This window comes from Ureibacillus endophyticus, assembly GCF_024159215.1.
GTDB classification, from domain to species: Bacteria; Bacillota; Bacilli; order Bacillales_A; family Planococcaceae; genus Ureibacillus; species Ureibacillus endophyticus.
Window position 1 is genome coordinate 2,943,535 of record NZ_JAMYWW010000001.1, and the last position, 14,444, is coordinate 2,957,978.

General features: G+C 35.9%; 11 protein-coding genes and 16 tRNA genes. 1 reads left to right on the forward strand and 26 read right to left on the reverse strand.

From position 1 onward, the window contains the following. Positions 1 to 9: 9 nt before the first annotated feature. From NKR20_RS14590 to NKR20_RS14615, 6 genes are all read right to left on the reverse strand, one after another. A complete protein-coding gene (locus tag NKR20_RS14590; RefSeq protein WP_253427224.1) occupies positions 10 to 999 on the reverse strand; it encodes a catechol 2,3-dioxygenase in 990 nt (329 codons plus the stop codon). 25 nt (positions 1,000 to 1,024) lie between these two features. Further along, entirely contained in the window at positions 1,025 to 1,507 is a 483-nt protein-coding gene (locus NKR20_RS14595; protein ID WP_121214905.1) for a flavin reductase family protein, read from the reverse strand. Between the two features lie 21 nt (positions 1,508 to 1,528). Further along, positions 1,529 to 3,037 (reverse strand): 4-hydroxyphenylacetate 3-hydroxylase family protein, encoded by a 1,509-nt coding sequence (locus NKR20_RS14600; RefSeq protein WP_121215966.1) that lies wholly within the window; start codon positions 3,035 to 3,037, stop codon positions 1,529 to 1,531. A 214-nt stretch (positions 3,038 to 3,251) separates the two neighbouring features. Further along, positions 3,252 to 5,135 carry a XylR N-terminal domain-containing protein gene (locus NKR20_RS14605; RefSeq protein ID WP_253427225.1) on the reverse strand — a complete coding sequence of 628 codons (1,884 nt, stop codon included), beginning with the start codon at positions 5,133 to 5,135 and terminating at the stop codon, positions 3,252 to 3,254. 195 nt (positions 5,136 to 5,330) lie between these two features. Then, positions 5,331 to 6,701 (reverse strand): MFS transporter, encoded by a 1,371-nt coding sequence (locus NKR20_RS14610; RefSeq protein WP_121215964.1) that lies wholly within the window; start codon positions 6,699 to 6,701, stop codon positions 5,331 to 5,333. 226 nt (positions 6,702 to 6,927) lie between these two features. After that, positions 6,928 to 7,149, reverse strand: a complete 222-nt coding sequence (locus tag NKR20_RS14615) for a TIGR03943 family putative permease subunit (RefSeq protein WP_121215963.1) — start codon at positions 7,147 to 7,149, stop codon at positions 6,928 to 6,930. A gap of 232 nt (positions 7,150 to 7,381) precedes the next feature. Here NKR20_RS14615 and NKR20_RS14620 point away from each other — a divergent pair, with 232 nt between their 5' ends. Next, positions 7,382 to 8,119 (forward strand): ZinT family metal-binding protein, encoded by a 738-nt coding sequence (locus tag NKR20_RS14620; protein WP_253427227.1) that lies wholly within the window; start codon positions 7,382 to 7,384, stop codon positions 8,117 to 8,119. Positions 8,120 to 8,541: 422 nt separating this feature from the next. On the opposite strand, the gene NKR20_RS14625 is transcribed toward NKR20_RS14620, so the two are convergent. The 20 genes from NKR20_RS14625 to NKR20_RS14720 form a co-directional block, all read right to left on the reverse strand. Continuing rightward, positions 8,542 to 9,141, reverse strand: a complete 600-nt coding sequence (locus NKR20_RS14625; protein WP_253427229.1) for a nucleoside/nucleotide kinase family protein — start codon at positions 9,139 to 9,141, stop codon at positions 8,542 to 8,544. Positions 9,142 to 9,351: 210 nt separating this feature from the next. Then, positions 9,352 to 9,594, reverse strand: a complete 243-nt coding sequence (locus NKR20_RS14630; RefSeq protein ID WP_121216017.1) for a hypothetical protein — start codon at positions 9,592 to 9,594, stop codon at positions 9,352 to 9,354. A 382-nt stretch (positions 9,595 to 9,976) separates the two neighbouring features. After that, positions 9,977 to 11,185 (reverse strand): ISL3 family transposase, encoded by a 1,209-nt coding sequence (locus NKR20_RS14635; protein WP_253422723.1) that lies wholly within the window; start codon positions 11,183 to 11,185, stop codon positions 9,977 to 9,979. A 280-nt stretch (positions 11,186 to 11,465) separates the two neighbouring features. Next, on the reverse strand, positions 11,466 to 12,674 hold the full coding sequence (locus tag NKR20_RS14640) for an ISL3 family transposase (protein WP_253424673.1): 1,209 nt from the start codon (positions 12,672 to 12,674) through the stop codon (positions 11,466 to 11,468). Between the two features lie 181 nt (positions 12,675 to 12,855). Next, a tRNA-Leu gene (locus NKR20_RS14645) sits at positions 12,856 to 12,937 on the reverse strand. A 49-nt stretch (positions 12,938 to 12,986) separates the two neighbouring features. Next, a tRNA-Cys gene (locus NKR20_RS14650) sits at positions 12,987 to 13,060 on the reverse strand. A gap of 10 nt (positions 13,061 to 13,070) precedes the next feature. Continuing rightward, a tRNA-Gly gene (locus NKR20_RS14655) sits at positions 13,071 to 13,145 on the reverse strand. 4 nt (positions 13,146 to 13,149) lie between these two features. After that, positions 13,150 to 13,224, reverse strand: a tRNA-Gln gene (locus NKR20_RS14660). Between the two features lie 30 nt (positions 13,225 to 13,254). Next, positions 13,255 to 13,330: transfer RNA gene (locus tag NKR20_RS14665), tRNA-His, on the reverse strand. A gap of 44 nt (positions 13,331 to 13,374) precedes the next feature. Next, a tRNA-His gene (locus NKR20_RS14670) sits at positions 13,375 to 13,450 on the reverse strand. Positions 13,451 to 13,475: 25 nt separating this feature from the next. Then, positions 13,476 to 13,549: transfer RNA gene (locus NKR20_RS14675), tRNA-Trp, on the reverse strand. An 8-nt stretch (positions 13,550 to 13,557) separates the two neighbouring features. After that, positions 13,558 to 13,641, reverse strand: a tRNA-Tyr gene (locus NKR20_RS14680). Positions 13,642 to 13,647: 6 nt separating this feature from the next. Further along, a tRNA-Thr gene (locus tag NKR20_RS14685) sits at positions 13,648 to 13,723 on the reverse strand. A 23-nt stretch (positions 13,724 to 13,746) separates the two neighbouring features. Then, positions 13,747 to 13,819 (reverse strand) — tRNA-Phe (locus NKR20_RS14690). A 6-nt stretch (positions 13,820 to 13,825) separates the two neighbouring features. After that, positions 13,826 to 13,901: transfer RNA gene (locus NKR20_RS14695), tRNA-Asp, on the reverse strand. 1 nt (position 13,902) lies between these two features. Beyond that, positions 13,903 to 13,979, reverse strand: a tRNA-Met gene (locus tag NKR20_RS14700). Between the two features lie 23 nt (positions 13,980 to 14,002). After that, positions 14,003 to 14,078, reverse strand: a tRNA-Val gene (locus NKR20_RS14705). A 20-nt stretch (positions 14,079 to 14,098) separates the two neighbouring features. Beyond that, positions 14,099 to 14,173, reverse strand: a tRNA-Glu gene (locus NKR20_RS14710). Positions 14,174 to 14,194: 21 nt separating this feature from the next. Next, a tRNA-Ser gene (locus NKR20_RS14715) sits at positions 14,195 to 14,286 on the reverse strand. Positions 14,287 to 14,293: 7 nt separating this feature from the next. Next, positions 14,294 to 14,368 (reverse strand) — tRNA-Asn (locus NKR20_RS14720). Positions 14,369 to 14,444 lie beyond the last annotated feature (76 nt).

Below are 14,444 nucleotides of genomic sequence, written 5' to 3' on the forward strand. Positions count from 1 at the left end.
TATCATGATTTATAAAACTTCTTCTTTAACAGTCTCTTTTAATGTTAGTGGCGTTCCTTGTGTCCACCAAGATTCTGGGAAGTCTGTTCCAATCCATGTATCACCATTACCTGGAACATCTTTCATTTCCCAAATTACTGGTTTCCATGCTGGGTCTGTAATGATGTACCCTGCATCACCGAATAATTCAATGCGGTTTCCACCTGGCTCATGTACATACATACAAAATGCTTGGCTAATTCCATGCTTATTCGGTGGAACTTCAATCTTCACATCATGGTCTTTAAGTAAATCCGCCACATCATAAAGATTTTGTGGAATACCATACCAGAAGCATAAATGGTGCAGTTTTCCTTTAACTGCATTTGGTTCTTGCATATAGGCAATTTCATGTACCAGGTTCGATACACTAATCCAACTGCCTAACACATGGCCATTATCTTGAATTTGCTCTCTCAAACGGAAACCTAACGTATTAATCATGAATTCTGTGTCAGCTTTAGGATTGGATGTCATCAGATTAATATGATCTAAACGTCGTACCGGAACACCACGGTCAGGGCGTTTCGATGCTCTGTTTAATAGTTTTGAACGATCTTCTGGTTTTACATGATAATATTCAACGTCCCATAAAATTTCCATTAAGTGTCCATCTGGATCTGTAAATCGGTATGCTTTCCCATGTCCGATATCCCCGTCTATCCAACCGATTCCTAATCCTGTTTTTTCAATTTCTTCTACTCTACGATTTAAAGCTTCTGGAGAACTTGCACGCCATGCCACATGTCCAACACCTGCTTGATCCGATTCAGTAATAATCAACGTATTATGATAGAAATCTTCATATGCTCGAAGGTAAACAGATTTTTCAGAACGAGCAGTTACTTCCATTCCTAAAAATCTAGTAAAGAACTCTACGGATTCTTCTAGTTTTGGAGAAAGAAGCTCCACGTGTGCAAGTTGTGCCACATCAAAAATTTGTTCTTGGTTTAATGTCATATAAATTCCCCCATTTTATAAATTTTTATTTATTAATAAAACTCAATTCAGGTAATAAAGAGCGATATTTCCCTCTAAAGAACATTAGTGGATCTTTCTCTTCAACCTTAATGTCTAGCACCTTACCAATAAACAAAGTATGATCCCCTTCAACATGTTCGTTTACAACTTCGCAAGCCACTTGTGCGATTGCACCCGGTAAAACAGGAAGTCCAGCAAGCGTTTCAAAGTTAACTTTTCTCTCTTCTTTTATTTGACCAGCAAATAACATTGAATATTCTTGTTGGGTATCCGCTAAAATATTAACTGCAAACTTTTTACTTTTTTTGATTTTCTCTAGCATTTGAGCTTTTTCTCCAATGGAAATCACCACAAGCTTCGGATCAAGGGAGACGGACATGAAGGCATTTGCCGTCATGCCATGTTCTTGTCCATCAATTTCCGTTGTAATTACTGTGACACCCGTAGCGAAATTGCCCATCGCTTGGCGAAATTGACGATCATCCATGTTTTCCCCTCCTATGATTGTTTAAGATTTAATAACTGATTTTGATGCATCTGCCCATGTGCTATTTGTCCAACCATGAAGATCGTAATCGTCTAATGCAGAGTCAACGAATTTTATTTGCTGCTCAGCTGCACCTGTTGCTTCAAAATGGAATAATGCTTCCATATTGATGTTTTCATGGTTTCCAGCATAGTTCACTTCATATAATTCATGGCGTCCACCAAATTCAGTACCGATTGTATCCCAAACCATTTTCAGTAACTTCACACGTTCTTCGGCACCGATTCCTGTACCGCGATAATACGTATCTAAATATGGTCTTAAATCTTCATTTAAGAAATCTTTTGAACTAGATGGTAATTGAATTAATCCACCTGCTACCACTTGCTCGAAGATATTTTTCACTTTCACCCATGCTCCTGGAGCTAATGCGCGGTATGCAGCACTCGAATATGAATTTGGAATAACTAATCCATTTGGTCCTGGCTCAGGATCTGTTGCCATTGCAGTAGAAAGACCCCAGAACATATTTCGTAAAGCAACCACTTCACCAATCTTTGATTGAACGCCACGGAAATTTTTCGTGCCTGCTCCTTCAGTTGCTTTCAATAATAGTCCCGTCATAAAATCTAATTTCACTGCAAGTCGTGTACAACCATGGAAAGTAAAGCGTGGAACGAAACCACTTCCTGTTACAAAGTTATTGGAAACTTCAACATTGCGGTATGCCAACACATTTTCCCAAGGTATGAACACATTATCGAGCACAATCACCGCATCATTTTCATCAAAGCGACTAGATAATGGATAATCAAAAGGTGTACCATTTTGGTGTGCATTTAACTCATATGATTGACGGCTAATCATACTTACGCCTTCAGCATTCATCGGCACAAAGAAGATTAGTGCATGGCTATCATCGCCCCCACCTAAATCTTTCGGACCATAATTTGCTACGAAGTTATAATGAGTTAATGCAGAAGCTGTACCAACCATTTTGGCACCGCTTACAATAATGCCATCATCGCGCTCTTTCACTGCACGTACAAAAACATCTTTATTTTCATGTAATGGTTTTGAACGGTCTACTTGTGGATTAATAATTGTATGGTTAATGAATGGTAATTCTTTTGTTGCTTTTTTGTACCAAGCTTTTGCGTTGTCTTCAAATCCTTCGTAAAAATGACTAAACGCATTTAAGCTTCCTGTAAATGCTGCTTTATAATCTGGTGTGCGGCCCATGAATCCATAACTTAACTTAGCCCATTCCGCAATTGCATCTCTTGCCTCTAGTAAATCTTGTGCACTCGTAGGAGTTTTGAAGAACTTATGTGTTCGGTCACCAAATTCTGTAGTTGCCGTTAAAATATCACGTGTAGCTGGATCATGTAGAGCATCGTACATTCTTGCATAGGAACGAGCAGCATTTCTGTAGGCTGGATGGGTTGTAACATCCTTGATTCTTTCCCCATTTAAATAGACTACCCTTCCGTCATTTAAGCTTTCTAAATATTCTTTTCCTGTGTACATTCCCCTCAACTCCATTCAAATGATAGTTACTACTTTTTGGTGATTTTTACGTCAATCACTATGTTTATATTAATTTATCTGAAAATTCTTAACAATGACACCGAGTGTTAGATATATTTAAAAAAACTGCCATCTTATGTTAGTTAGTGGACATAAAAATACAACCTACTGGATAAATCCAATAGGTTGTACTAAATAGTAAATCAAAGCAATTTTAATCTATTTGAAGTTGTTTAATTTTATCATGTTCCACAATTTTGAATGCTTTTAGTGCTAACATTAACTGAAATTGTTTCTGAGGATTGCGCAAATCACAATCTAGAAGGCAAGTAATCTTGTTTAGTCGATAGCGCAACCCACTTTTTGAGAGTGCCAAATTATCCGCTGTTTGATCTAAATTACCGCCTTGTTCAAGAAAGTGATATAATGTTTCAATTAAATCCAGCTTATTGTCATCGATATTTTCATACAGTATCCCCAGTTGCTCTCGAATGATTTTTTTAATGGATTGCTCGTTTTCGTTATTGATTAAAATACCAAGCACGCCTAAATCACTAAATAGCGTAATTGGCTTATCCCTTGAAGATAGTCGTACTGCTGAACACGCTTCATCCAATGCGACCCTTGCATCTACAATATTACTATTTTTCGAACTAATTCCTGCTAAAAAATATGCATTTTTTATTTGCTTTTTTAAATTAGAGATTAATGCTTTAATTACTTTTTCGATATTATGTTGTACTTGTTTTTCTGTAATGAGGAGGATTAAACTTTCAGGTTGTTGGCCAATTAACACATTGATATTTTTTTCTTCCCGAAAATAAGTAGATACCATTTCAAGGATTTTTTTATAGAACGTGAATTGCGTTTCAGCATTTGAATTCATAAATTTGTAGGTTAAAGTCACAATATAAAAAGAATCGGAAAGATTTAATTGAATAAAATCTGCTTTTCTAGTTATCTCTTGCTTTGTATATTTTCCACTAATTATCTCTTCCAGGAAGTGTCCCTTCACCTGTTCCATTGAATCTATTTCTGTTTTTTCTTTTAAAAATAAAAGTGAGCAAATAGAAGCCAATCGATCAAGAATCATGGAATCGATTTCATAATTAGGGACTTTTTCATTTTCATAGATGAAGTAACAGTATCCTACAATTTGTCCTAAAAGATAAATAGGCGTTTTCAAACTGATTCCCTTTGGAAAAGTAAATATCTTAACCTTCGTGTGGCACTCATTAACGACTGAAAACTCTGAAAATTGATTGGATACTGTAATAAAATCCTCAAGTGTTATACCTTTAGAAGCAATAACATGTTGCCGACTATCCTCAATTACAATTGGTACAAGATTTTGTTTATATAAAATATTTAAGATAGAATTAATATCATTGCCTTTTATTAGCTCATTAGTTAAATCATTATACGTCTTGGACACAAAGGCTATATTATTTCTTTCTATAATAAGCTTTTCATTGGTTTGTTCTAGTTCCTTTAAAATCGGTAGTTCTTTACTGTAAGAAAAGAATTCTTCTGCCTCCTGCTTCCATTCAGACAGTAAACGTCCCTCCCAAACACAACAAGGGGCACCATCTCCTTGGCATTGCAATTCTTTAAAAAATACATCTTCTCCAATGACTTCTTTTACAAAACCTGTTGCATAGCCAGATAACGTATAACAAACAGGTCCTTGTCTATTTCCAAAATTTTTAAGATGCTGTTCTGCCTCATAGGAATTTTCCCAAACACCTTTAAAATACAAGGAAGTCACTTTGTTTCCTTCAACTTTTAGTTCGCTTTCTGTAATACGGGATTTCGTGTACCCCTTTAATGCATGGATAATCGGACCAAGTTCAATTTTCTCCATTAAGCTTAGCGTGGGGTTATTTTTCACGATATCTTGGGCATCTTCCATTCCCAATTGAAAACCATACTTAAAGAAAAAAGCCTTTAATCGATTAATCCCAATGTTCTCTATTAAATCCTTTTGCAGTGCTCCGAAAGCTCTCGTCGATACAAAGACAGATCGTTCATTGTTGATAAACCATAATTCATTTTCTTGGCGAATTGTTAATAAGTCATTTAATTTAATCCCTTTCATACATTGCTCCTTTATTTCTTTTTTAATGAAGAAAATAATATACAAATGCTATGAAAATTTGGTTTTGACTTATGCCTTTCTAGAAGATTGGTAGTTTTTATTATACTGAAGGTAGTATGGAATGAAAAGGTTTTCACAGTAAGAATGGGTAAAATGATGTAAGGGAAAATTCCTGAACCCTCACTAATGTGCACATTAAACTTTTGAAGATTCAGGATTTACTTTTGAATAGCCCACACCTAGTAGTACAACTAGGCAACCAGCCACTATGAAGACAATAATCAAAGTTGTAAAATGCTCCATATTAAACTGAGCACCAAATATTAAACCTAGTGAAACAGCCGACAGAATAGAGCCAAAATGTCTACATGTTTGATACAATCCTGTTGATACACCAACAATATGAGCCGGACTAGCTTCAAGCATAGCCGCCTGTAATGTAACATTTCCAAAACTACAGCCAGCTGCAATAAGAGAAATAATTAACAACATTACGATAATTGGTACATGATCAAAGAAGACCCAAAGTAATATAGCACCAATAACTGTTAACAAATTCCCTGTCATTATTGGAAAATTCACTCCTGATTTATCGACCCAACGACCAACTAACGGTGCTGTGATTATTCCCATTCCTGTTACTAAAAGCATTAACAAGCCACTATATGCAACACTTAAATGTAGACCATCTTGAAAATAACTTGGTAACCCAAAAAATAAACTATAGTAAATGAAATTTAGAACGATATATTGCAAAAACACTAAAGTTAATTTCCGATTGGAACGAAATAATCGAATATCAATAAATGGAATTTTAGTTTTTAGCTCATACCAGATAAAACAAATTAAAGAGAACGCTCCTAAAATCCCTGCTACATAATTGACCGTTTCTTTAAGGGATAATAAAAATAATAAAATACCGACCATTGCAATTGAAAAAAATAGGATACCTAATAGATCCATTCTTTGAATTAATTCATGAAAGCTTAATTTCTTATTCACTTCATCCTTTGGCAAGGCAAACCAACCTAGAATAAAGCATAGTAACAGAACAGGAATATTGATTAAGAAAATAGCTGGCCAATCTCCCCATTCAATAAGTAAGCCCCCAATTGTAGGTCCTAAAGCTGCCATTGCCGACATCGTTAAAGAAATAAATGCAAGAGCAGATCCCTGTCTTTCATGGATATGGTCTCGAAGCATTCCAATTCCTGCAGGATAAATGGAACCGCTTCCAACTGCTTGGAATAATCGCATGATAATTAAAATAGCAAAAAACGGAGCGAAAGGAGCACCCATAGCAGAAATAGCAACTAAGATAAGTCCACCTAAAAACATTTTCCTTCGTCCGATTAGGTCACCAAGCTTCCCAGCAACAGGCTGTGTCACTGCACTCGCTAAATAAAAAGAAGTAATTAACCAAGAAACCGTCAAATAAGACAAATTAAAATCCCTTTGAATATTTGGAATCGCCAGTGCAATCATAGAGGAATTCAGTGGATTCAGCATTGCACCTGTCGCCACTGATGATAAAAACAATCCTCGACTGTTACTCCAATCCTTCATCTCGTCACCTTCTTTTTTCATCACAAAATAATAACTTTAGATTCTTATACTATTAAATATCTTTTCCATATGAAAATACTATTTTTATATTACCATCTGCAAGATAAATATTCTAAAATTTCAGATATATATTCAGAAGAGAAAGATTTTAAGAAATTAAGATTTTGTTCTATAAATAGAAAAAGAGCTCTTAAATAATAAGAACTCTTAATTGTGATTCAAATTTTTAAGAAGTTAGTGTTAATACTGGATATACATATGGTTCAGATGGTTCTTCAATTGTTTTCCACTTGGTAATTTTTATTGTTGGAATTTGTACTCCATCATAAGTAGTGATATCTAGTTCCCCTTCAAGTTCAATCCAAGTGTCTTCAGACAACTCAAATGCTTCATCCATTTCAGTTAGTAAGCCTAAATTACTCACATCAGCTAAACAATGGGTAATCATTTTACATTTAATGTATTTCCTTATTCATCATAGTATTGAAAATTAAAAATATGCATTTAGTTGGAATTTAATGAAAGCTAATAATTTTTCTATCACTCTCCATATCTCAACCATCATTTGAATTTAATATATGAATATTAATCGTAATCATTACTATTTATGTTGACATTGGAAAAGGTTGTATATATAATCATTAATCGTAATGATTACTATTTAAAGGAGATGTAGGAATATGAAAAAAACAGCAATAAAATGGTTAGGTGTTCTCACAGTTAGCTCACTATTAATAGGTTGTCAGTCAGCTGAAACAAAAGTGGAGGAAAACACTGAGGTAAAGGCAAAACAAACAGTCAATAATCCATCAACTGAAAGCGAACACAAACACTCGGATGAACATGGGCATGATCATTCCCACGCACATGATGAAGAGGCAGAAAAAATTCACGCTGGTTATTTTGAAGATAGTCACGTACAAGAACGTACCCTTTCCGATTGGGAGGGCGATTGGCAATCTGTTTATCCATATTTACTTGATGGAACATTAGATGAAGTATTTGAACATAAGGCGGAGCATAAAGGTGATAAAACATTCGAGGAATATAAAGCGTATTATGAAGTGGGTTACAAAACAAATACAGAACGAATTGTAATCGATGGCAACAATGTAACATTTTACGAAAATGGAAAAGCCTATACAGGGGAATATCAAACAGATGGATACGAAATTCTCAATTATGAAGCAGGAAATCGTGGTGTACGGTATGTATTCAAATTAGTAGCACCTGCAGATAATGTTCCGCAATATATTCAATTCAGTGACCATAACATTTCACCAACAAAAGCCGAACATTATCACTTATATTGGGGAGACGATTGTGAATCATTATTAAATGAAGTGACAAATTGGCCTACATATTTCCCTTCCGAAATGGATGGACATACAATCGCACATGAAATGATTGCCCACTAAATCACGATAAAAGGGATCGAGTTATAACTCAATCCCTTCTTTCTACCTTATTTATTAACTAAATCTTGCCAGTTTCAATTTATCATGAAAAATAATTATTAAATCAGATGACTAATTACATTACTTATGAAATTGGTAGGGACAGAGAGATATAATTTACTAATTACCCGTTTTGCCTAAACTTGCTAACAAAAGTATACCAACCCACATAATTGTCGCTACAAAAAATAGAGATAAGTCCATGTCTTCTCCTTTGTAAAAATTTGATACTACTAGTATTACTCTTTATTTAGATTTAAATCATTTCATTACGAAATTATATAATCTGTTGCTTATTTATTTGTACTGTCATATTTCTATTTTAATTAAACAATAAGTGGATCATCGATTACATTATTATTAATGACTATATGGGCTTTATGTTAAGGTAAGTGTTGTTCTAGATAAAGTTTCGATGCAACATGGTATCTTTTTAAGAACATTTCTTCAGCTTTTTCGTAACTACCAAATGTATGTTGTTCTCTTTTAGCTCCTCTTTTTCGTGCAATGTCAAAGTCAGTTTCAACAAATATTCTAAAATCGAATAAGTTATATAAATCCTTTTTGAATAGAAAAGTTCCATCAACTATAAAAATCGAATCCTTATTTGCTATTTTTATATCTGGAAATACATATTCATCCGCTGCCAGATTGAAAGACTTTAGTTGATAGTGTAAGTTTCCCCCTGGTCCTATTGGTAATAAGAATTTATCTTTAAAGGAATCATAGTCGTGAGCATCTTCGTAATAACCAAGTGGAGACTCTTTTCCCTGCCTGTATCGAATTTTTTTGGGATTATGGAAATTGTCTATGCTTGTTCTAATCACCTCTATTTTTCTTTTTCGAAGTTCTTCAGCAAGTTCATTAGCAAGAGTTGTCTTACCAGATGAAGTAATTCCACTAACCCCTACTCGAATTGGATGACCCTTTTCTAAACATAGAATTCGATCCGCTATTTCTGAAAAAAGGTCAGTCCTTAACATTGAATTCCCACTTTCTAAGCATATTTACTTAATACACTTTACCTTAAGTAATTTGCTAAATGTAAAGAGACATTTTTATCTCCTTATTTTATTCAATAAAGGAACAAAGATAAAACTGTTACTGAAAAAGAATTTTTTATATAATGCTGATAACTAAAAAAAGCCTTGCTAATGTAGAATGTTCTACATTAACAAGGCTTCATTATTTCCTCAGTGGAATACGCTAGGTACTCCTCTATCAATTTCCTCTAATTGCTGTCCTATATATAACAATCCGTCCAATGCGATTTCAAGAACTGCCTTTGACTCATCAAGCTCTGCTGTAGGATGATTTGGGCTAGAAGCAATCAGCTTATTCCCCTTTTTAATTGCATACTGCCACACTGCCATATGTGTGTAAACTCCAATAAACTTAATTGCAATATCGTATTCTCCTATTTTATAAACTCCCATATAATAAGCCTCCTTGATTCTCTACTGTTCTTTGTTACTATCAAGGGTGGTCAAGATAAATAGATTTTAAACATTTATATCTATAACAATTTTATTTTAATCATAATATAGATATTTTCTCCTTTAATTAATATTAAGAAGAATTTGAGATACTGAACTATTTAACGATTGCTGATTGAATATTTTGTATTACGGATCATACAAGAAAATAACTAGCGATGATACTTATAAACGCTCTAAAAGCCTACATAATTGCGGAAATAATAATTATTTGTAGCAAATATAATTGAAAGATTTTGAATAAAGTGCAGTTAGAATGTGGGGCAATTTTATCGGTTCTTAGTCAAATGTTGGGGTGATGTGTTCTTGCACGTCACCCTTGTTAACCTAAATGAACCCCGATTTCTTTATATAAATCATTTAATAAAATCTTTGCTTTAAAATGCTTAAAACTTCTAAAACCATAAGCATTTCGTTTCATTACCTTCGATTTATTATTAATGCCTTCTAGAAATCCATTTGAATACCTAAAACTAAAGCTATTCAAGATCTCTACTTGCCAATTCTTAAAAGTTTGAATCGCTTTTATGAATGCTGGAATCTTTGCTTCTTCTACCTTACGGTAAAAAGCTTCTAATCTCTTTTTAACTTCTGTTATATCATCAGTTGTTTTTGCCCAATCAAACCATTTACAATAGGCTTCCTTAAGTTCATAGGCTTTTCTCAATTCACTAGACATCCCTGTATAGCGTCTTAAATACCAGCGATTCTTCTCTGTTAACTTATCAAACCGTTTATATAAGACATGGCGCATTTTCTTACACTTTTTACGATCATAAGGATGCCATTCTTTCTGCACTTTACGACGTACTTCATCTAGTGCCCAATAAATATAACGAGAAAAATGGAATCGATCTGCTACGATAATGGGGCGATTTAATGCTTTTCTAACAGCTGCCTTAAAACTTGGATTCATATCCATTACCACTACTTCTACAGCTGCTCCATATTTCATTAAATAATCCTTAATCGTTTCTTTGCGTCGATTTGGTAAAATATCAATCGGTTCGTGTGTTTCAGCGTTCGCAATAATTAGTTGATAGGTCCCTGCATCGGTATCTCCCTTATATTCATCGATTGCAATACATTTCGGTAAATGTACTCCCTCTTTTAACTGTTCTTTTACAACATTTTTAAAGCGACGAATTACAGTTGAACTAGATGTTCCAAGGACTTCTGCAGTTTCCTTAAATGTCTTTGCTTTTACTGAACGAATTCCAACAACTTGGTTCCATTCTTTTGAGTAACGTTGATATTTATCCACGAAAGGGGATTTTTCTGAGAAGCGTTTTCCACATTCGCATACATAACGACGGCGTTTATAAAAAAGGATAGTTAATCTTTCAAACCATTTTAAATGCTTAATTTTTTGAACTCGATAATCATGAATTTTAGAGGTCATTCTCTTACAAACTGGACATTGATGTTCTTTCTTCGGAAGCGACACGTATAAAGCCACACGGTCTCCAATCTCCTCCATCTTATGAATTGTTACATCTTTTAATCCTGGTATATTCATGTTAAAATTCATATTGCACGTATCACCTTTCATAACTTGTTTCTCGTCAATTCAAGTATATCGAAATCGGTGGTTACGTGCTTTTTTATTGTCAAAAATTGTAGTAAAACCCCAACAAATATTATAGAACCATTTTATCAATCATTTTTATTAAAAAAAGAGGTCCTTTGTCAATTGTTGGGGTAAGAAATGAGAGGACAAGAAAACTTGGATATTTGATATACTATTCTGCCATCCATTTCTTCTGAAGCGTAGCGAAGAAGGAATGGATGGCAGAACGCGCGCGTTCATCCTACCCAACATACAACTCTATTTTTTTATATAGGTGACCTAATAGTATTTTCGCTTTAAAGTGCTCATATTTTCGGAATCCATAAGCATTTCGTTTGAGCACTTTTGATTTATTGTTAATTCCTTCTAAAAAGCCATTGGAATATCCAAATACAAAACTGTTTAATATTTCATTCTGCCAGTTTTTTAGTGTTTGTATACTTTTTAAAAAGCTTGGAATGCCTACTTCTTCTACCTTTCGGTAAAATGCTTCTAATCCACTTTTGACCTCCTGTATATTTTCTCTCCTTTTGGATTCTGTAAACCACTGTTTAAATGCTTCTTTTAATTCATAAGCCTGCTTTAACTCTGATGATAAAGCTAGATATCGATTTAAATACCAACGTTCTTCCTCTGATAGATTGTCGGAATTCTTATGTAAAACAAATCGCATTTTCTTCGATTTCTTACGATCATAGGCATGCATTTCTTTTTGAACTTTTCTTCGGACTTCATCTAAAGCCCAATGGATATAACGACAATAATGGAATCGGTCCGCCACAATGATTGGTTTTCCCAATGCTTGTTGAACCGCTGCTTTAAAACTTCCATTCATATCCATGACAACGATTTCCACTTCTTGACCATATTTTTGCAAATAAGTTTTGATCGTTTGAAGTCTGCGATTAGGCAAAACATCGATTGGTTCATGTGTTTCCGCATTCGCTATAATTAATTGATATTTTCCTGCATCCGTATCTCCCTTGTATTCATCAATGGCAATTGCTTTTGGTAATTGAACACCCTTTGGTAATACTGCTTTTGCTTGTTTTTTAAATCTTCTTATGATGGTTGAAATAGATGTACCGAGAATCATTGCCGCATCTTTAAATGTTTTCGATTTCGCGGATTGAATCGTCATCGCTTGATTCGCTTCTCTTGAATAACGTTGATATCGCTCGACAAATGAAGCCTTTTCTGCAAAACGCTTTCCACATTGACAGCGGTAACGACGACATTTATACATCAACTTAGTTAAACGTCCCCAAAAGGAAAGGTGGCCGATTTTTCGCATTCGATAATCATGTATTTTCTTTGTTTTTTCACCACACGCTGGACAAATATGTTCTTTTATAGGCATGGAAATATAGACTAGTACACGATTTTCTTGTTCAACCATTTCTTCAATATTTACACCTTTTAATCCTGGTAGTTCCATGTTAAAATTCATAATGCACAACTCACCTTTTTCTGCTTGTTTCTAGTCAACTCAAGTATAGAAAAATAGGTGATGTTGTGCATTTTGTTTTTCATAAATTGTAGGCAAACCCCAACAATTAATATAGAACCAAAAAGAGTTCTAACTCAGTATTGAGCTAGAACTCTTGTCAGTTTAATGTTTAATTTAAAGATACCGGTGGTCGGGGTCGAACCGACACTCCAGAAGGAACACGATTTTGAGTCGTGCGCGTCTGCCAATTCCGCCACACCGGCAAAGTCAAATAATAAAAAAAACATCGGATAAACCGATTAATAAATAAAATGGAGGCGGCTACCGGATTCGAACCGGTGGTAAGGGTGTTGCAGACCCGTGCCTTACCACTTGGCTAAGCCGCCATTATAATATTGGAGCGGAAGACGGGGTTCGAACCCGCGACCCCCACCTTGGCAAGGTGGTGTTCTACCGCTGAACTACTTCCGCAAAATGGCTGGGGTACCAGGATTCGAACCTGGGCATGACGGAATCAAAATCCGTTGCCTTACCGCTTGGCTATACCCCAAAAATTTGATGAAGTTTTCATTAGTTTTAATGGGGCGACTGATGGGAATCGAACCCACGAATGCCGGAACCACAATCCGGTGCGTTAACCACTTCGCCACAATCGCCATAATTTTATATATTATTTCAACTAATTATTTTTGAGGATATATGGGGCGACTGATGGGAATCGAACCCACGAATGTCGGAACCACAATCCGATGCGTTAACCACTTCGCCACAATCGCCATTACTTTAGTTGAAATTGGTTATTGGCAGGGGCAGTAGGAATCGAACCCACACCAAAGGTTTTGGAGACCTCTATTCTACCGTTGAACTATGCCCCTATTTTAAATGGTGGAGGGGGACGGATTCGAACCGCCGAACCCGAAGGAGCGGATTTACAGTCCGCCGCGTTTAGCCACTTCGCTACCCCTCCATAGTATGGTGCCGGCGATAGGAGTCGAACCCACGACCTACTGATTACAAGTCAGTTGCTCTACCAACTGAGCTACACCGGCATTTAAATAATTTTTAATAAAGATGGGTCGAGACGGAATCGAACCGCCGACACTTTGAGCTTCAGTCAAATGCTCTACCAACTGAGCTATCGACCCATTTTATGGCGGTCCCGACCGGGATCGAACCGGCGATCTCCTGCGTGACAGGCAGGCATGTTAACCGCTACACCACGGGACCTTGGTTGCGGGGACAGGATTTGAACCTGTGACCTTCGGGTTATGAGCCCGACGAGCTACCGAACTGCTCCACCCCGCGATAATACTATTTTGTTTAAAATATGGTGGAGGATGACGGGCTCGAACCGCCGACCCCCTGCTTGTAAGGCAGGTGCTCTCCCAGCTGAGCTAATCCTCCATGCTGGCTATTTTATAAAATGGTGACCCGTACGGGATTCGAACCCGTGTTACCGCCGTGAAAGGGCGGTGTCTTAACCACTTGACCAACGGGCCAGATTATCTGGCTGTCTAAGATGGCGGAGAGTAAGGGATTTGAACCCTTGAGACAGTGTTACCCGCCTACACGATTTCCAATCGTGCTCCTTCGGCCTCTCGGACAACTCTCCAAGAAGATGGCTCCGAAGGTAGGACTCGAACCTACGACCAACCGGTTAACAGCCGGTTGCTCTACCACTGAGCTACTTCGGAATAATTGTATTTTAATTTATAATCTTCTTGCAAACAGCATTTAAACTATTATCGAAAGACAAGTATTATTATATCA